The 19,026-nt window shown below is 64.5% G+C and carries 13 protein-coding genes and 1 tRNA gene; 7 read left to right on the top strand and 7 right to left on the bottom strand.

Going from position 1 to position 19,026, the window contains the following annotated elements:
* Positions 1-15: 15 nt before the first annotated feature.
* Complete coding sequence (rimO, locus tag SJY12_RS07980; protein WP_397504999.1) at positions 16-1,389, bottom strand: 30S ribosomal protein S12 methylthiotransferase RimO; 1,374 nt, start codon at positions 1,387-1,389, stop codon at positions 16-18.
* 77 nt (positions 1,390-1,466) lie between these two features.
* Between rimO and SJY12_RS07975 the strand changes: the two genes are divergently transcribed.
* Entirely contained in the window at positions 1,467-1,865 is a 399-nt protein-coding gene (locus tag SJY12_RS07975) for a DUF1761 domain-containing protein (RefSeq protein WP_063511433.1), read from the top strand.
* A gap of 3 nt (positions 1,866-1,868) precedes the next feature.
* Here the strand turns inward: SJY12_RS07975 and SJY12_RS07970 are convergent, their stop codons facing one another.
* Genes SJY12_RS07970 through serS form a run of 3 tightly spaced genes read right to left on the bottom strand, consistent with a single transcriptional unit; the run spans position 1,869 to position 5,084 of the window.
* Positions 1,869-2,987, bottom strand: coding sequence for a TrkA family potassium uptake protein (locus SJY12_RS07970; RefSeq protein ID WP_348030764.1), 1,119 nt, complete (start codon positions 2,985-2,987; stop codon positions 1,869-1,871).
* 52 nt (positions 2,988-3,039) lie between these two features.
* Positions 3,040-3,804 (bottom strand): 5'/3'-nucleotidase SurE, encoded by a 765-nt coding sequence (gene surE / locus SJY12_RS07965; RefSeq protein WP_063506863.1) that lies wholly within the window; start codon positions 3,802-3,804, stop codon positions 3,040-3,042.
* Positions 3,804-5,084, bottom strand: coding sequence for a serine--tRNA ligase (gene serS / locus SJY12_RS07960; protein ID WP_397504998.1), 1,281 nt, complete (start codon positions 5,082-5,084; stop codon positions 3,804-3,806). The genes surE and serS overlap by 1 nt, the downstream gene beginning before the upstream one ends.
* A 131-nt stretch (positions 5,085-5,215) precedes the next feature.
* On the opposite strand from serS, the gene SJY12_RS07955 reads away from it, so the two are divergent.
* A complete protein-coding gene (locus SJY12_RS07955; protein WP_397504997.1) occupies positions 5,216-6,517 on the top strand; it encodes a sulfotransferase family protein in 1,302 nt (433 codons plus the stop codon).
* A gap of 54 nt (positions 6,518-6,571) precedes the next feature.
* Here the strand turns inward: SJY12_RS07955 and SJY12_RS07950 are convergent, their stop codons facing one another.
* Positions 6,572-8,905 (bottom strand): TonB-dependent receptor, encoded by a 2,334-nt coding sequence (locus tag SJY12_RS07950; RefSeq protein ID WP_397504996.1) that lies wholly within the window; start codon positions 8,903-8,905, stop codon positions 6,572-6,574.
* Positions 8,906-9,032: 127 nt separating this feature from the next.
* Here SJY12_RS07950 and SJY12_RS07945 point away from each other — a divergent pair, with 127 nt between their 5' ends.
* From SJY12_RS07945 to SJY12_RS07925, 5 genes are all read left to right on the top strand, one after another.
* Positions 9,033-9,644 carry a TetR/AcrR family transcriptional regulator gene (locus tag SJY12_RS07945; protein WP_156488754.1) on the top strand — a complete coding sequence of 204 codons (612 nt, stop codon included), beginning with the start codon at positions 9,033-9,035 and terminating at the stop codon, positions 9,642-9,644.
* A gap of 60 nt (positions 9,645-9,704) precedes the next feature.
* Positions 9,705-9,956, top strand: coding sequence for a hypothetical protein (locus tag SJY12_RS07940; RefSeq protein ID WP_063506866.1), 252 nt, complete (start codon positions 9,705-9,707; stop codon positions 9,954-9,956).
* 176 nt (positions 9,957-10,132) lie between these two features.
* On the top strand, positions 10,133-11,815 hold the full coding sequence (locus SJY12_RS07935) for a BCCT family transporter (protein WP_050600858.1): 1,683 nt from the start codon (positions 10,133-10,135) through the stop codon (positions 11,813-11,815).
* A 375-nt stretch (positions 11,816-12,190) separates the two neighbouring features.
* Positions 12,191-14,839, top strand: a complete 2,649-nt coding sequence (locus SJY12_RS07930) for a TonB-dependent receptor (protein WP_397504995.1) — start codon at positions 12,191-12,193, stop codon at positions 14,837-14,839.
* Between the two features lie 79 nt (positions 14,840-14,918).
* Positions 14,919-16,883 carry a sulfotransferase gene (locus tag SJY12_RS07925; RefSeq protein ID WP_397504993.1) on the top strand — a complete coding sequence of 655 codons (1,965 nt, stop codon included), beginning with the start codon at positions 14,919-14,921 and terminating at the stop codon, positions 16,881-16,883.
* A gap of 44 nt (positions 16,884-16,927) precedes the next feature.
* Here SJY12_RS07925 and SJY12_RS07920 read toward each other — a convergent pair.
* Positions 16,928-17,002 (bottom strand) — tRNA-Val (locus tag SJY12_RS07920).
* 79 nt (positions 17,003-17,081) lie between these two features.
* Positions 17,082-18,962: a signal peptide peptidase SppA gene (gene sppA, locus SJY12_RS07915; protein ID WP_397504992.1), complete on the bottom strand. Its 1,881-nt coding sequence runs from the start codon at positions 18,960-18,962 to the stop codon at positions 17,082-17,084.
* Positions 18,963-19,026 lie beyond the last annotated feature (64 nt).

Here is a 19,026-nt window from a genome sequence, read left to right as displayed (position 1 = left end):
GGCGCCGCCGCGTTATCAGGCTACCGCGCCGAACAGGTCGTGCGCGTCACTGTCCTCAATTGAGACAGTTGCAATATCGCCAGCCGCGAGGCTCTGCGGGACGTTGCGCAAATAGACCGCGCCATCGATCTCGGGGGCGTCCGCCTGGCTGCGGCCGGTTGCCCCGATATCGCCATCCTCGTCGGGTTCGCCGACTTCGTCGATAATCACGGGAATGCGCGTCCCGACCTTGGCGGCCAGCTTGGCAGCGCTGATCCGCTCGGTAACTTCCATTACCCTTGCGTAACGCTCTTCCTTGACGGCCTCGGGCACCGGGTCGGGCAGGGTGTTGGCCCGCGCGCCTTCGACCGGTTCGAAGCGGAACGCGCCAACCCGGTCGAGCTGCGCCTCTTCGAGCCAGTCGAGCAGATATTTGAAATCGTCCTCGGTCTCGCCGGGGAAGCCGACTACGAAGCTGGAGCGGATCGCGATCTCGGGACAGATCTCGCGCCAGCCCTTCAGCCGTTCGAGCACCTTGGCTTCGTTTGCGGGGCGCCGCATCGCGCGCAGCACCTTGGGGCTCGCGTGCTGGAAGGGAATGTCGAGATAGGGCGTCAGCAGGCCTTCTGCCATCAACGGGATGACCGCGTCGACATGCGGATAGGGATAGACATAGTGCAGCCGCACCCAGGGCGGGGTGCCGCCGCCGATGTCGAGCTGGCCCAGTTCGCGCGCGAGGTCGGTCATATGCGCGCGGACGGGGTGGCCCTTCCACAGCCGTTCCTCGTGCCGCGTATCGACACCGTAGGCGCTGGTGTCCTGGCTGATGACCAGCAGTTCCTTCGTGCCCGCGGCAACGAGTTTCTCGGCTTCGCGCAGCACTGCGTCGATCCGGCGGCTGGCCAGCTTTCCGCGCAGATCGGGAATGATGCAGAAGGCGCAGGAATGGTTGCAGCCCTCCGAAATCTTCAGATAGCTGTAGTGGCGCGGGGTCAGCTTGATGTCGGGCTGCGGGATCAGGTCGACATAGGGCCCCTGGCTGGGCGGGGCGTGCGTATGCACTGCATCGACGACCTGTTCGTACTGATGCGCGCCGGTCACTGCCAGCACCTGCGGATGCGCGGCGCGGATCGCGTCGGCTTCTTCGCCCATGCAGCCGGTCACGATGACGCGGCCGTTCTCCGCGATCGCCTCGCCGATCGCCTGCAGGCTCTCTTCCTTGGCGGAATCGAGGAAGCCGCAGGTGTTGACCAGCACCACGTCGGCCCCGGCATAATCGGCGCTCATCGCATAGCCGTCGGCGCGCAACCGCGTGAGGATGCGTTCGCTGTCGACCAGTGCCTTGGGACAGCCGAGGGATACCATGCCGACCTTCTTCTGGTCAGGGATTGCGGTGGTGGTCGTGTTCATGATTGCGCGCGCCCCTACACGCGTAAGGCGATTTACGCTAGCTTCCTGCGCATCGAAAGGCGCGAGGGGTACGGGACATGGGCGAAATCAACTGGTTGGCGGTTCTGCTTGGGACGCTCGCATTCTTCGCGGTCGGCGCGCTCTGGTACGGGGTGCTGTTCGCCAAGGCCTGGCAAAAGGCTGCCGGCCTCAGCGACGAAAAGATCCGCAGCGGCAATCTCCCGCTGATCTTCGGGCTGACCTTCCTTGCCGAACTGGTGATAGCATTGACGCTGTGGCACGGGATCGCGCGCAGCGGCGCAAGCGACCGGGCCGTGATGATGATGGCGATCGGCTTCGGCGCCACGGTCATGGCCCCGGCGCTGGGGATCAATTACCTCTACTTGCGCAAGACGCTGCGCCACTTCCTGATCGACGCGGGCCATTTCATCGTCGGGATGGCAGCGATGGGCGGGGTGTTCCTGCTCTTCCGCTAGGGCTCAGTCGTCGCTCTGGTCGTCCCGGTCGTGGCCATCGCCCTTGGTTTCGCCATTGGTGGTCGGCACGATTTCTACCACGATGTCGCCGGTCTGCAGTTTCTGGCATTCGGCTTCCCAGAACCCCAGCGCCTTGCCGTCGCGATAGACGCGCAGGCCGCGCCCGCCCGTGTTCAGCTCGCCGATCGCCTTACCGCACTCGGCCGCGGTGACCTCGCGCTCGACCAGCTGGACGCGGCCCGATACGCTGGCAAGGTCGGCGAGGTAGTCGGCGATATGTTCGCCCTTGGCGCTGCCGGCAAGCAGCAGCCCGGTAAAGCGGACCGGGTTGATGACATTGTTCGCGCCCGCCTGCCGCGCGAGCGATTCGTTGTCGTCGGCGCGGACCACCGCGCTGATCGGAACATGCGGTGCGAGCGCGCGCACGGTCAGCGTGATCAGGATCGTGGTATCGTCGCGTCCTGCGGACACCAGCACGTTCTGTGCCTTGGCGATGCGAACCGCCTTCAGCGTCTGGTCGCGGGTGGCGTCCGCGGCCATGATGTTGCAGCCGAGCGCTTCGGCCTCGTGCAACCGGTCCTCGCTGGGGTCGATCACGACGATGCAGCTCGGGTCGGTGCCGCGTTCGATCAGCTCGCCGACCGCTTCCGAGCCGGAGATGCCGTAGCCGAGGACCACGATGTGATCCGATAGCTGTTCCTGGATGCGGGCCATCCGCCATTTCTCCCAGCTGCGCTTGATGATGAAGTTATAGGCCGTGCCGACGAAAATGAAGAACACCGCAAACCGGATCGGTGTCACGATCACTGCTTCGACCAGCCGTGCGCGATCCGAAATCGGGGCGATGTCGCCGAACCCCGTGGTGGTGATCGAGATCATGGTGAAATAGACCACGTCGAGGAAGCTGACCTCGCCGTCGAGATTGTCGACCAGCCCTTCGCGGTCCCACCAATGGACCATGATCACGATGAAGATGAGGAACAGCGCCGCGCCCAGCCGGATGCCGAGATCGCCCCATACGGGCAGTTTCACTGCACGGCGAAGGGGCTGGAAACGGGGCCCCCGATAAGTCCGCACCCGCGTGCTTGCGGCGATCCGGTCGACCTGTTTGTCGCTCCTCATGCCCGGCCTAGGTGCGCGCGGAAATCCGCAGGGTCAATAGCATAGCGTGCACTCAGCTCTCGTACCGGGCTGCCAGCGCGCCCAGCGACGAATGGTGGGTCAGGTCGAGCTGGAGTGGGGTCACTGCGATATAGCCATCGTCGATCGCTTCGAGATCGGTGCCATGGTCGAGCGTATGTTCGATCGCCTCGAGCCCGAACCAGTAATACTGGAAGCCGCGCGGGTCGCGGCCTTCGACGACCGTGCCGCGCGAATAGTCGTGAAAGCCCTGCCGCACCGCGCGGATACCCTTGACCGCATCGGGCGCGATCGGGGGGAAGTTCACATTGACCAGCGTGCGCTTGGGCAGCGGCGTGTCGAGCAGCGGGCCCAGCACCTTGGCGCCCCATTCGGTCGCAGCGGCGAAGGCGGAGTCGCTGTTGCGGGTTTCCTTGGTATAGACCTGGCTCATCGCGATCGAGCGCACCCCCGCCAACGCACCCTCGATCGCCGCCGAGACCGTGCCCGAATAGGTAATGTCGTCGGCCAGGTTCGCGCCGCGATTGACGCCGGACAGGATCACGTCGGGCTGCGCCTCGATCACCTTGCGCAGGCCCATGGTTACTGCATCGGTCGGCGTGCCGGTCACCGAGAAGCGGCGTTCGCCATGTTTGCGCAGCCGCACCGGGCGGGTGAGGGTGAGCGCATGGCCCATGCCCGACTGTTCCTCGTCGGGCGCGCAGATCCAGATGTCGTCGGAGAACTGCCGCGCGATTTTCTCGAGCACCGCGAGACCCGGCGCGTGGATGCCGTCGTCATTGGTCAGAAGGATACGCATCAGGCTGCAGGCTCCAGTTTGGTGACACCGCCCATATAGGGGGCCAGCGCTTCGGGCACGGCGACGCTGCCATCGGCCTGCTGGTAGTTTTCCATCACCGCCACCAGCGTCCGGCCGACCGCGAGCCCGGAGCCGTTGAGCGTATGGACGAAGGCGGTCTTCTTCTCACCTTCGGGGCGATAGCGCGCATTCATCCGGCGGGCCTGGAAATCGCCCGTGTTAGAGCAGGAGGAAATCTCGCGATAGGCACCCTGGCCGGGCAGCCAGACTTCGAGGTCGTAGGTCTTGCGCGCGCCGAAGCCCATGTCGCCCGTGCACAGCAGCATGCGGCGATAGGGCAGGTCCAGCGCCTCGAGGATGCCCTCGGCGCATTTGGTCATGCGCTCATGCTCCGCATCGCTGTCCTCGGGGCGGCAGATGCTGACCATCTCGACCTTCTCGAACTGGTGCTGGCGGATAAAGCCGCGCGTGTCGCGGCCCGCCGATCCCGCTTCGGAGCGAAAGCACAGCGTATGCGCGGTCAGCCGGATCGGCTGCGCGAGGTCGGGCAGGATGTCGCCTGCGACCGAATAGGTCAGCGGGACTTCGGAGGTCGGGACCAGCCAGCGATCATCGGTGGTACGGAAACTGTCCTCGGCGAACTTCGGCAGCTTGTCGGTGCCGTACATCGCCTCGTCACCCACCAGCACGGGCGGGTTGCATTCGGTATAGCCGTTCTCGCGCGTCTGCTTGTCGAGCATGAACTGCGCCAGTGCGCGATGCAGCCGCGCGATGTCGCCGCGCAGGAAGGTGAAGCGCGCGCCAGACAGCTTGGTGCCGGTCTCGAAATCCATTCCCAGCGCGGGGCCGATATCGGCGTGTTCGCGGGGTTCGAAATCGAAGCTGCGCTTCTCGCCCCATTGCGCCAATTCGACATTGTCGTTCTCGTCCGCGCCGTCGGGCACATCCTCCGCGGGAAGGTTGGGTAAAGTGGCCAGCAGATGGTCGAGCTCTGCCGCCGCAGCGCGTTCGGCCTCTTCCCACTCGGGCATCGACGCTTTGATCTCGGCGACTTCGGCCTTAAGCGCTTCGGCCTTGTCCTTGTCGCCCTGACCCATCGCCTGGCCGATCGCTTTGGACGCTTCGTTGCGGCGGCTCTGCGCCTGCTGGACCCTGGTCGTCGCCTCGCGCTTGTGCGCGTCGAGCGCAACGATGCGGTCGGCCACCGGTTCGGCCCCGCGGCGGGCGAGGGCGGCGTCGAATTCCTGCGGATTGCTGCGGATGTAAGCGATGTCGTGCATGGCGCGGCCTATGCCTTTTCGCTTCCCGCTTGGCCAGCCACTTCCCGCGGGGCGACCTTGTCCTTTTGCGGGCACCGCATTAGGCCCCGGACGTTCAGGGGGACATCGAAGAGCTTGAAAGGGCTGCCAGCTTGAACGACCAGCTGATCCAGCCGCCGCGCCGCACGCGCTTTATCGATATTGCGGACGGGGCGATCCGGGGCGGACGCAAGCTGGGGGTGTTCGGCCCTCCGCGCCTCGACAAGGATGCCCTGCTGGAAGAAGCGGCAGCGGCCACGGGGCTCAACGATTTCGGCGACCGCTGGTTCGAAAAGCCCTTCGAGGTGCTGCTCGACAGCGTGAAGCACGAAGCGCAGCTCAACGCGGCGGGCGAATTTTCCGCCACGAAGATGTTTCACCACGTGCTGCGCGACCGGCTCTACACGCAGATGTGGTTCGGCCGGCACCCGGAAATTCTCGCCCGGCCGCTCAAGAACCCGGTGGTTATCGTCGGCCCGATGCGGTCGGGTACCACGCGGCTTCACCGCCTGCTCGCGGCCGACCAGCGCTTTGCCCACCTGCGCAGTTTCGAAACCATCAGCCCGGTGCCGCGGCCCGAGTTCGAGCAGGTCCTAGCCGGCGAGGCGGAGGACTTCCGGCCCAAGCTGGCCGCGCGCATCCTCAAGGTCGCGCGGCTGGCCAATCCGCGCACGCTGTCGATCCATCCGACCGGCGCCTACGAACCGGAGGAGGAACTCGGCCTCGTTGCCGCGTCGATGTACGGCATGAAGTGGGAAGCGCAGTGGAATGTGCCGTCCTACGCCGAATGGTGCCACGAGGAGAGCGCCATTCCCGCCTATCGGCACATGGCCAACCTGCTGCGCCTGATCGGCTGGTCGCAGCAGGAAAGTTCGCTGCGCCCGTGGATCCTCAAGACGCCGCAGCACATGCTCGACCTGCCCGCGCTGCTCGAAGTCTTTCCTGACGCGCGGCTGATCTTCACCCACCGCGATCCCAAGCAGGTGGTCGGCAGCGCTGCCTCGCTCGCCTGGAACCAGACCATTATCTATTCGGATCACAACGATCCCGCGCAGACCGGCCGCGACTGGCTGGGCAAGACCGCGACCATGATCGCCCGGATGCGCGCGGCGCGCGACGCGATCCCGCGCGAGAGGATGATCGATGTCCAGTACGAAGACATGGAAACCGACTGGCGCGGCACGATGGAGCGCGTCTACCGCTTCCTCGATCTCGAGATGGAGCCCGCGGTCGCGGGGATGGAAGACTATCTCGACCGTTCGGCCCGGCTCAAGCGGCACCCGCATCGCTACAGCCTGGCCGAGTTCGGCCTGCGCGAAGACGAGGTGAACGAACGGTTCGCCGATTACACGGAAACCTTCGGCATACCGGTCGGCGCACCCACCGCGGCGGCGCGCACGCGGCTCGCCAAATAGCCATGCGAAAGGGGCGGGGTACGCAGACCCCGCCCCTCTTGGAATTGCGGCCGCTCAGTAGCTGAAGGTGAGCGTGGCGAAGACCTGCCGCGGGTTGCCGTAGAATGCCGTCAGCGTGCCTTCTGGCCCGAGCGTCGGGACGGGAAAACCGTTGGCGCCATTGACGATGTCGCCGGTGACCGGGTCGGTCGCGACGAAGGTATAGCCGCTGGTCTTGTATTCCTTGTCGAGCAGGTTCTTCCCGTAAACGCCCACGCTCCAGCGATCGCCGGGGGCACTGTAGACGATGCTCGCATCGAGCAGCGCGTAGCCGCCCTGGTCGAGATAGGGGTTGGGGATTTCGAACTGGCTGGTCTTGCTGCGATAGGACAGCGTCGTTCCCAGATAGAGATCGCCCGGTCCCACGGGCGTATCGTAGCTGGCCGTGATGCTGCCGGTTACCTCTGGCGTGTTCTGGACGACGCGGAATGCGGCGACATCGGTCGGGGTGTTGCCGATATTGGTGATGTATTCGTCGTATTGCGCATCGATATAGCCCAGCGAACCGGCAAGGCCGAAGCCGCCGCCGAAACGGGCGCTGGCTTCCAGTTCGAGCCCCTTGAACGTCGCCTTGCCGGCATTCGACACCACGCCGCAGAAGCTGGGCAGGCCGCCCACTTCGCACGCGACGGAACCCGGAATCTGTACGTCGGTGTAGTCGGCATAGAAGGCTGCGGCAGCGATGTTGAAAATGCCGAGATTGCCCTTGTAGCCGATCTCGTAGCTGTCGACCTCTTCGGGGGCGAAGCTGAGGAAGGCGGCGACTTCCGCATCGGTTGGTGCGCCCGGTGTGGCTGCCGGGGCGTTGGTGCCGACCCCGCGGGGGTCGAAGCCGCCGCCCTTGAAGCCCTTCGAATAGCTGGCGTAGATATTGTGGTCGGGCGTCGGCATGAAACTGAGCGAAGCCCGCGGGGTGAATTTCTTGAACTGCCGGCTACCCTGAAAATCGGTGCTCGCCGCTCCGAAGGGCACACCCGCGCCGCCGAATTCGGGCGAACCGCCGCCGAGATAGTTCTGCCGCAGGATTTCGGCGCTGCGTTCATCCCAAGTGTAACGACCGCCGAGAGACAGGCTGAGCCGATCGGTCAGATCGTAGGTGAGATCGCCGAAAATGGCGTAGGTTTCGGTGTCGACATTCGCCTGTGTGAACGCGGTCAGCCCGGCGAAAGTGGTGAAGATGCGGACATCGAACAGAGTGTCCGCCTTCGCGTCGAGATAGTAGAATCCGAGCAGGCCGGCGAACGCGCCGCCATCGTCCCACAGCAGCTGAAATTCTTGGCTGATCTGCTCGTTGAGGTAAGCGCCGGGCACATCGAGATCGACCGCCGGAAGCGCATCGAAATCAATCGGCGAATAGCTGTCGTCCTTGCGCCAGGCGGATATCGATCGCAGCGTCAGCGCGCTGCTCAGCTCGACTTCTGCGTGCATCGCCAGGCCGTAGGATTCCACTTCCTGTTCGGGATCGTTGAGCGCTCCGCGCGTGTCGAAGACATTGTCGAGCACGGGCGCGCCGGATACCAGCCCGGGGATCAACCGATGGCCACCACGCGGATCGCTGCTGTCCTTGGTATAGTCCCCCTGGATCCGGACGAAGGCAGGTTCGCCATAGCCGCCCACCTCCAGGCTCATGCGGCCGCCCCAGATATCCTTGTTGTAGTTTTCGAGGCCCGTGGTGAGATTGTCGCCGAAACCGCCCCGCGAAAGCCGCGCAACCGAGCCGCCGACGCGGACCAGGTCGCTGATCGGTGCCGAAGCGGTGATCACGCCTTCCGCCTGGTCGTAAGTGCCGTAGGTAGCGCGAACGCGCACCGAGGGATCCTGCGGCAGGCGGCGCGTGACGTATTTTACGGCCCCGCCGATCGTGTTGCGGCCATAGAGCGTGCCCTGCGGCCCGCGCAGCACCTCGATGCGCTCGACATCGTAGATATCCAGCACCGCAGCCTGCGGCCGGTTGAGATAGACGTCGTCGAGATAGATGCCGACGCCCTGCTCGAACCCCGAAACGGGGTCCTGTTGGCCGATGCCGCGGATAAAGGCCGACAGCGTCGAATTGGTGGCTCGGCTGGCTTCCAGCGTAACGTTGGGTACGCTCTGCCCGACATCGGTGATGTCGAGCGCGCCGCGCCGTGAAAGCTCTTCGCCGCTGATCGCGGTGACCGCCACCGGCACCTCGACCAGTCGCTCCTCACGCCGGCGTGCGGTGACGATGATGACATCCTCTGCAGCCGTCGTCGGCGCAGCCTCCAGCGGCTCCGTGTCGGCGGACTGAGCCTGCGCAGGAGCCGCGGCAAGTGCCGCGGTCGCCGCGCCGCACAGCAGGCTGGCGGTAAGAATCTGTGTCGGACGCATTTCGCTTTCTCCCTCCCGATTGTCTTATGCAGCAAGCTGATACTGAAACCTGAACCACCTTTCAAGTTTGTTGTTGCGCGGAGGATGCAATTTGCTAGGCAGGCAGTCTATTCGAAGGGGGCGAACAGTGGCCGCAACGCACAGCCAGGGCGACAAGACGCCGCGTACCGAGCGGGGCCGAAAGACCTTGCGCAAACTGCTCGATGCGGCTGCGACCGAATTCGCCGAGAAGGGATTTCACGAAGCCTCGATCAGCGGAATAACCCGCAGTGCAGGCGTCGCCCTTGGCACTTTCTATACCTATTTCGACAGCAAGGATGCAGTCTTCCGTGCGCTCGTATCGGATATGAGCGCGGGTGTCGGGAAGGCTGCGCGCGAGGCGCTCGACCCATCGATGGGGGCGCTGGAGATCGAGCGAGTGGCACTGCGCGCCTTTCTCGAGTTCGCTGCCGAGCATAAGGAGATCTACCGGATTATCGACGAGGCCGAATTCGTCGATCCGGACAGCTACCGCGCGCATTACGAGACCATTGGCTCGAGGATCGAAGAGCGCCTGAAGCTGGGCGGTGAGAGCGGCGAGTTCGCGCCGGGGCTGGGGGCGCCCGAGGCCTGGGCCGTGATGGGCATGAACGTTTTCCTGGGCCTGCGCTACGTCATCTGGGGCCGCGAAGGCGATCCGGACTTCGAAGAAATCGCGCGCCGGGCCAACATGTTGCTGACCCGGGGCATCGCCAGCTAGCTCCTGCGATCGCGGAACCGCGGGCGTGCGGGGCCGTTGGTCTGGCAAAGGAGATACAATATGATCGGCAAGGTAATCGGAGCATTCGTCGGCGACAGGCTCGCCAAGCAGACCGGCGGCATTGGCGGCGCCAGCGGCGCGGCACTGGGTGTCGTCGCCACGACAGTTCTGCGGCGCATGAGCCTGCCCGCAATGCTGGCCCTGGGCGTCGGCGGCTATGTCGCCAAGCGCGTCCTCGACAAGCGCGAGGAGGGCAGCGACAGTGCTTCCCCGCCTAAGACTTCGACGGCTCCGGCGACCAAGGCCGCCTAGGCCAAGGTCGCAGCGAAGCGCGCAAAAGGGCTGTCCCGCAAGGGGCAGCCCTTTTGCTATCAGGGGAACAACGGGTTTGCATATCGCCGAACCCTTTCTATGGTCGGTCCAGGGATTCCCCCAAAAAAGTCAGACAAAATCGCGCCGCACCCCGGTGCGCTTGCGCAGGAGACGACATGCCAGCAGAGCCCGATCACCCAATCGATCCTCCGCTGATAGACTTACCCATCAAGACCGCGTCGCGCGGCTTTTACGACGGCTTCAGCCGCGAGGTCACGATCCCGTCGAAGGTGATCGTCTCCCTGCTGATCATGTGGGCGATCTTCTTCCCGGTCAGCGCCAGCGAAACGCTGTCTGCGGCCAATTCGAGCATCATCGCCACCTTCTCCGGCTGGTACGTTTACCTCGTCGCTTTCCTGATGTTCACCTGCTTCGTGCTCGCGCTGTTCCCTCAATCGGGTACGCTGCGGATAGGCAATCCGGGTGAAAAGCCCGAGTTCGGTCGCTTCTCCTGGTTTGCCATGCTGTTCGGCGCGGGCATCGGGATCGGCATGCTCACCTATTCGACCGGCGAACCGCTGGCGCACTTCTCGAACAATCCGGACATCATCCGCGGCTTGGTGGACGCGCGGACCGCCGAAGCGGTGCGTCCGGCCTATATCTACACCTTTCTCCACTGGGGCTTTGCAGCCTGGGGCACCTATGCGCTGGTCGGCCTGGCGATTGGCTATGTCGCCTATCGCCGCAATCTGCCGCTGACGATCCGTTCGGCGCTCGCGCCGCTGTTCGGCCTGCGCCTGTCGGGCGTCTGGGGACATCTGGTCGATATCGTGGCCGTAGTGGCGACGATCCTGGGCGTCGCGGTTACCATGGGGATCGGCGTGGAGCAGTTCGTCATGGGTCTCGCCCGGCTGGGTGTGGGCGACTGGCTGCTGGATCCGGACGGTTCTTCCTCGATCGCGGCGGTCATCCTGTCGCTGCTGGTTCTCGTCGGGGCTTCGACGATAAGCGCGCTTTCGGGCGTGGGCCGCGGGATCAAATGGCTCTCGAACCTAAATATGGGGCTGTCTTTCGCCTTGCTTGCCCTGTTCGCAATCGTCGGCTCGGCGTTCGGCGGCCTCAAGTTGCTGGGTGTGGGCGTGTGGGATTACCTGCGCACGCTGGTGCCCAACTCGCTGACGCTGTTCGACGCAGGCGGCGAATTCGGGGATGCGCTGGTGCAATGGCAGCTCGACTGGTCGGTGTTCTACTGGGCTTGGTGGATTGCCTTCGCCCCCTTCGTCGGCATGTTCATCGCGCGCATTTCGCGCGGGCGCACCATCCGCGAATATGTGTTCGGCGTGGTGCTGGTGCCGTCGCTGATGTGTTTCTTCTGGATGGCCATGGTCGGGGGAACCGCGATCGATCTCGAGCTAAGCGGCGCAGCGCAGGGGAGCATCGTCAACGCAGCGATGTCGGACCAGCTCTTCGCGACGCTGGCAGTCCTGCTCGATCCGGCTGTCGCCGCAGTCGTGTCGGGCCTCGTCGTCCTTCTGTTGATGACCTATCTCATCACCTCCGCCGACAGCGCGATCCTCATCGTCAACACGATCAATGGGGCGGGGGAAAGCGAAAGCGAACGCAACCATCACATCCTGTTTTGGGGCGTGGCGCTGGCCTTCGTCGTCGGCAGCATGCTGATCCTCGGGGGCATCGATGCGATCCGCATAACAATGATCATCGGGGCGCTGCCATTCAGCTTTGTCGTCGCCATCATGGGGGTCGCGATCCTCAAGGCGGTGATTTACGACCTGTTCCGCAAGCACCATGGCGTGCCGACCACGGCCCAGGGATGCGCGGAAGCGGCCGAGGGCAAGTAACGCGAGCACTAATGCGCCGCCTTCTTGGCGGAGCCCAGCAGTGCAGTCTGGCCGTCATTTGAATTGCACTTGGTCATCCAATAGTACCGTGAGAACTGCATTTGAATAGAACAAGTCCAAAAAATGAATATTTGCTTCATACATGGACTGTTCTCAAAGTAACGCGGGACGAAGATTTGAATGTTGTTTTGATGCAACAGCCCTGCGGTTGATCTTGCGCAGCGGCCCGCTGGACGGTGGCCGCCTTTCCTTTGCCTTGTTATTGGCTCCCGAGGCGACGGTTCTCCAGTGAATTCGCGCCCGTCTTTTTGCCAGCCGGACCCTGGTCTGTGAGCCGGCACCCGAGCATTAATCGAGAATGAGGGAATCCCCGACATGAAATATCTCGTCAGCGGCGCGTCGCTTGGCGCGCTGGCTATCGCAACCGCAGCGCCCGTGGCCGCGCAGGACGTGGCTCCTGCAGCCGAACAGCGGCAGGGCGGCGTCAACGTCATCATCGTGACCGCGCAAAAGCGCAGCGAAGACCTGCAGGATGTTCCCGTGTCGGTTTCGGCGATCGGTGAAGAAGGGCTCGAAGAGCTCGCCATCGACACCTTCGAGGATTACCTCGAACAGCTGCCGACCGTGACAGCAGGCGGCAGCGGGCCGGGCCAGAACACCATCTACATCCGCGGCCTGGCCTCGACCACGCCCAATCTAACCACCGCCGGTGTCGCCGGCCTCGCGCCCAACGTCGCGATGTATCTCGACGAACAGCCGCTCGCACAGCCGGGCCGCAACCTCGACGTCTATGCCGCCGACCTTGCGCGGATCGAAGTGCTGTCGGGACCGCAGGGTACGCTGTTCGGTGCCAGTTCGCAAGCGGGCGTCGTTCGCCTGATCACCAACAAGCCCGATCTCGGCGGCTTCGATGCGGGCGTGAATGCCGGCGTGTCCTTCACCAAGGGCGGCGAAACCAGCTACAAGGCCGATGCGATGATCAACGTGCCGGTCACCGACACATTCGGTCTGCGCGGGGTCTTCTATCTCGACGACCAGGGCGGTTACATCGACAATGTCGCCGGCACCCGCAACGCCAGCGAAAGCGCGCGCTTCCGCCCGGCCGGGACCGTCCGTTCGAACGGCGTGCCCGTCAGCCCGCTGCGCGGCGGCTTCCAGGCCGGCGCCGACCTGTCGAACGTGAACTTCATCAATGCCGACAACGCCGGCATGGTCGAAGACGATTTCAACGACACGCAATATGCCGGCTTCCGTGCGACCGCGCTGTGGGAAGTCACGCCCGACTGGACGGTGACCGTCGCGCATTCGCGCCAGAGCGTCGAAAGCGACGGCGTGTTCTTCGCCGATCCCGAACTCGGTGGCCTCGATGACCTAGAGATCCAGCGCTACGAGGAAGACCGCCTCGAAGACGATTTCTCGAACACCAGCTGGACGGTCGAAGGCCGCCTGGCGATGCTCGATGTCGTCTATACCGGCGCCTACACCGATCGCGAGACCGAACAGCGCGTCGACTATTCCGACTATCTCTTCGTCGGCCAGTACCTGCCGTATTACATCTGCGACGGCAGCGTCAGCTATCCGGGTGCCGGCAACGATCCCAGCGGCACCTGCCAGGCACCCAATCTCTATGTGACCTCGGCCAGCAAGACGACCGTGTTCACGCAGGAACTGCGCTTCAGCACGCCGGCGGAAAACCGCTGGCGCGTGACCGCAGGCGGCTTCTACTCGGATCTCGAACTGCAGGAACGCAACGACTTCGCTTATCCGGGCAATGTCCTCGCGCAGCCCTTCGGCCCGTTTGCGCCGAACTTCCCGCAGGACGGCTTCACCAGCGCCCCGGGTCCGTTCCCGGCCGACACGATCTTCCGCAACGACATCCGTCGTACCGATGAACAGTTCGGCATTTTCGGCGAAGCCAGCTTCGACATCGTACCCGACTTGCTGACAGTCACGCTCGGCGCGCGGTATTACGACATCGAAGTCGATTTCGAAGGCAGCGCGAACGGCAGCTTCTGCAACAGCGGCGCGGCTACCGATGCCAACGCCTTCGGTACCGATCTCAACGATCTGTACGACGGTGACGGCGAATACACCTTTATCGGTTCGTGCGACGCTTCGCTGCGCCAGACCTTTGACCTGAACGACAGCCTGGCCGATATCCAGGCTGCGGGCTTGACCCCCATGCAGGCGCAGCAGGTCTTCAACGCAGTGCGCGCTCCCGATGCGGCGAAGACCGACGGGTTCATCTACAAGGGCACGGTTACCGTGACCCCGACGCAGGACCTGCTGTTCTACGCGACCTATTCGGAAGGTTTCCGTCCGGGCCTGCTCAACCGTCCGGGCGGCGCGACCAATGGTGCCGGCTTCACCGTCCCGTTCGAACTCGAGACCGACGAGGTCAAGAACTACGAACTGGGCTGGAAGCTCGATCTCGCCGATGGTCAGGTGCGTTTCAACGGCAGCGCCTTCTATGTCGACATCAGCCGACTGCAGACCACCATCTTCGACCCCTCGATCACCAATCTGTTCTTCTCGGCCAACGCCGCGGATGCAGAGATCAAGGGCGTGGAAGCGGACTTCACCTTCGCGCCCTATTCGGCGCCGGGTCTGACCGTTGCAGGGGCATTCTCGATCCTCGACACCGAGATCACCGAAGTGCTGATCCCGACCAACGACGTCGTCGCGGGTTCGGACCTCGCATTCGCCCCGTCCTTCCAGGGCAATTTGCGCGTACGCTACGAATGGGACCTGTCCGATACGCTGGAAGCCTATGTCCAGCCGCAGGTCAGCTATTCGGCGTCGAAATTCACCGATGTGGTCGAAATCAACAAGCTCGAGCTCGACAGCTACACCGTCGTGGATTTCGCGGCCGGTGTCATGTCGAACAACTGGAAGTTCGAAGTCTTCGGCGACAATCTGTTCGACGAGCGCGCGCAGATCTCGGGCAATTACGTCAACGACCGTGCGCGGATCACCACCAACCGTCCGCTGACGGTCGGTTTCCGGGTCGGCTACGACTACTGATCCGGTTCACCGGGAAACAGGACGGCGGGGGCGAACACGGGTTCGCCTCCGCCGTTTCTCTTTGTAAGGGTCGCAGGCAATGACGACACGCGACGACAGATTGGCGCAGGCGCAGAAGGCGCTGCAGGCCGGCGACTTCGAGAAAGGAATGGCGCTCGCTGCCGCGCTGGTGGACGAGGATCCGGGCGACAGCGAAGCGCTCTACATGGCCGCCGTCGCTGCGCGCTATCTCAAGCGCTTCGTCGAGGCCGAACGGCACCTTGCGGCGTTGCACGCGGCGATGCCCGAATACGGGCGCGCATGGCAGGAGGCAGGGCATCTCGCCCGTGCGCAGGGCGACAGGGCCGCTGCAATTGCGGCCTTCGGCCGTGCCACACGGTTCAATCCCGCGCTCGAAGCCAGCTGGCGCGCGCTGGCCGAGCTGGAACAGGCGGCCGGTCGCCCAACCGCCGCCGAAGCGGCGCGCGCACAGGCCGAGCGTGTCGCCCGCCTGCCGCGCGAACTGGTCGCGGTGATGCACCATCTTCACGAGGGCCGATTGCTGCGCGCGGAGGAGATCTGCCGCCATTTCCTGCGCGCCAATCCGCGCAATGTCGAAGGCATGCGATTGCTAGCCCAGATCGGCATCAAGCTGGGCATTCTCGATGACGCCGAATTCCTGCTCGACAGCGCCAGGGCTTTCGAGCCCGACAACATCCAGGTCCGGCTCGACTATATCGACGCGCTGCGGCGCCGCCAGAAATTTGCCCAGGCGCGGACCGAGGCCGAAGCCCTTCATGCGCGCGATCCCGAAAACCCGCTGTTCCAGTCGCATCTGGCGATCGAGAGCATGCAGACGAGCGACTACGACCGGGCCTTCGAATTGTTCGATGCCATCCTTGCCAAGCTACCCGGCGATCCGGCGACGCTCACCAGCAAGGGCCACGCGCTCAAGACCACCGGGGCGCAGGATGACGCGGTGGCCAGCTATCAGGCCGCCATTGCTGCCAAGCCCGACCATGGCGATGCGTGGTACGCACTGGCGAACCTCAAGACCTATCGCTTCACCGACGATGAAATCGTGCGCATGCGCGAACAGGCCGGGCGACCCGACCTTGCCTTCATGGACCGCGTCCACCTGTCTTTCGCGCTGGGCAAGGCGCTGGAAGATCGTGCCGACTACGCCGACAGTTTCGCGCATTATGAACGCGGCAATACGCTGAAACGGGCGCAGACCCGGTACAGCGCCGACGCCATGACAGCGGAGCTGGCGAAGCAGCGCGAGCTGTGCACTGCCGATCTCTTCGCCAGGCATGCCGGCAGTGGGCACGATGCGCCCGATCCGATCTTCATCGTGGGTCTTCCACGCGCGGGATCGACCTTGCTCGAACAGATCCTCGCCAGTCACAGCCAGGTGGACGGTACGCTGGAACTGCCCAATATCCTCGCGCTGGCGCACCGCCTGCGCGGGCGCAAGGCCGGCCAGTCACGCTATCCCGAAATCCTGCATGAGCTCGGCAGCGACCAGCTCGCTGCCTTTGGCGCGAAGTTCATCGAGGATACGCAGGTTCACCGGCAGAACGCGCCGTTCTTCATCGACAAGATGCCGAACAATTTCCGCCACATCGGCCTGATCCATCTGATCCTCCCCAATGCCAAGATCATCGACGCGCGCCGCGCGCCGCTCGACTGCTGTTTCTCGGGCTTCAAGCAACTCTTCGCCGAGGGGCAGGAGTTCACCTACGGCCTCGCCGAGGTGGGACGCTATTACGCCGATTATGTCGATCTGATGGATCACTGGGACACGGTGCTGCCGGGAAAGGTGCTGAGGGTGCAGCACGAAGACGTGCTCGATGACCTCGAAGGCCAGACAAGGCGGATGCTCGATTACCTCGGCCTGCCGTTCGAGGAGCAGTGTCTCGAGTTCCACAAGACCCGCCGGGCAGTGCGCACTGCAAGCAGCGAACAGGTCCGCCGACCCATCAACCGCAGCGGGCAGGACGCCTGGAAGCCCTACGATCCATGGCTCGCACCGCTACGCGAAGCGCTGGGCCAGCACGGCTGAGCCGGATTTGCGGCGGGGATCGATCCGAGAGCGTCTGGCGGAAATGGTGGGCGCGGCAAGGATTGAACTTGCGACCCCACCCGTGTGAAGGGTGTGCTCTACCACTGAGCTACGCGCCCGCCCGGTCCTGTCCGCGGCGTTCGCAGCGGAAGGGCAGGGGCGCGCCTTTACTGTGCGAATCGCCGCGTGGCAAGCGCCCTAGCCGATCACCAGCTGCACAATCCGCGCGAGCCAGCCGGTGGCGGCCCTGTCCTGCGCTGCAGCGGGCTGCGGGGCGGGGCAGGCAAGGCAATAGGCCTGGACGCCCCGCGTTCCCAGCAAGCGATCCGCATCCGCCGCGATGTGGGCGACAAACGCCGACCGCCTCTGCGTCATGCGGGCAATCACATCGCCGCCCGAGCCGGCCTCTTCCCCGTCGCCGATCAGCCATTGCCGGAGCAGCGTGTCGTAGGTCGACGGCGCTTCGCCAAGATAGAGCACGTGCCAGTCGCTGCCGAGTTCGGCGCGTTCGGCGGTCCATGCCAGTGCTTCCTCGATGCCGCCATATTCGTCGACCAGCCGTAGCTGCCGGGCGGTACCGCCATCCCATACCCGGCCCTGGCCGACCGCATCGGCCTGTTCGCGCGTCAGGCCGCGCGCCTCGCCCACGCGGTCGAGGAAATCCTCGTAACCGTCTTCGATGAAGGCCTGCAGGATAGCATCGGTTTCAGGGGTGAACCCGGCGATCAGATCGGGCTGGCCCGACAGCGGCGTGGTGCGCACGCCATCGCTGGTGACACCCGCCATTGCAGCGGTTTCCTCGAACGTCGGGATCACTGCGAAAATGCCGATCGAACCGGTAATGGTCTCGGGTTCGGCGAAAATGCGATCGGCGGGCGTGGACACCCAGTAACCGCCGCTGGCTGCCACATTGGCCATCGACACCGCGATGGGAATGTCGCGCGCCTTGTGCCGCAGGATCGCATCGCGGATCAGCTCGCTGGCGAGCACCGAACCGCCCGGCGAATCGACCCGCACGACCAGCCCGGCAAGCTCCTGCTCGAGCGCGTCGTCGAGCAGCCCGGCGATCCGGTCGCCGCCCGCGGTGCCAGGTCCTGCATCGCCATCGACGATTTCGCCCGCCACCGTGATCACCCCGATGGGCCGCCCGGCATCGGGCAGCGGATTGTCCTCGAGCCAGGCGTTGAGTTCGGTGTGGGGGTAGGCGTTGGGACCCTCCGCCCAGTCGTCTTCGCCGACGAGTTCGACCACACGTTGTTCGAAATCGGCGCGAGTGCCAAGTTTGTCGACAAGCCCCGCCTGCAAGGCGGCGGTAGCCAGATCGCCGCCCGCCGCTTCGATCCACGCGACCGGCTGGTCGGTGATCCGCGCGACATCGGCGGCGGGGCGGGCCTTCTTGAGATTGGCGCGGTATTCTTCCCACAGCGTCTCATACAGCGCTCGGGCATTCTCGCGCGCGGGGTCGGACATGCCGGCCCGGCTGTAGGGTTCGACCGCGCTCTTGTATTCGCCGACCTTGTAGACGCGTGCGTTCACCTTGAGCTTGTCAAGCAGGCCCGCATAATAGAGCCGCTCGCCCCCGGGGCCGGCAATCACTGCGCCGCCCAGAGGGTTGACCCAAACCTCGCTGGCATGCGCAGCGAGCAGCATGCCGTCGTCGGTATAGGCGGTGGCATAGGCCAGCACTGGCTTTTCCGCGGCGCGCACCCGGTCGAGCGCTTCGCCGATCGCCTGCATATGCACCTGTCCGCCGCCGAGGAAACGGTCGAGATCGAGCACCACGGCCGAAATGCGTTCGTCTCCGGCAGCTTCGTCAAGCGCGTGGATCACGTCGCGGGCCTGGTATTCGCCGACCGGCGCGGTGCCCGAAAGCAGGGCGGCGATCGGGTCGATCTCGGTCCGCTCCTCGACGACGACGCCGCTCAGATCGAGCAGCAAGGCGCCATCGCGCACGGCGGCCGGGCTGGGGCGCGCAGTCAGCACGGCAAACAGGGCGGTAAAGAACAGCAGCATGAAGACGAGCACCAGCCCGTCCTTGATGCCAACCAAAAGCCGCCAGACCTTACCAGCAAACTGCATGCGTCAAATCTCCTGTTGGAAATCGAACTAGGGCAGCGCTGCGGCCAACGCCACTGGAAAGCGC

This window comes from Qipengyuania sp. R86523 (genome assembly GCF_044596365.1).
In the GTDB taxonomy this organism is placed as follows: domain Bacteria; phylum Pseudomonadota; class Alphaproteobacteria; order Sphingomonadales; family Sphingomonadaceae; genus Qipengyuania; species Qipengyuania citrea.
The sequence above is the reverse complement of the archived record's forward strand: the minus strand, read 5'-3'. Positions and strand labels throughout refer to the sequence as shown.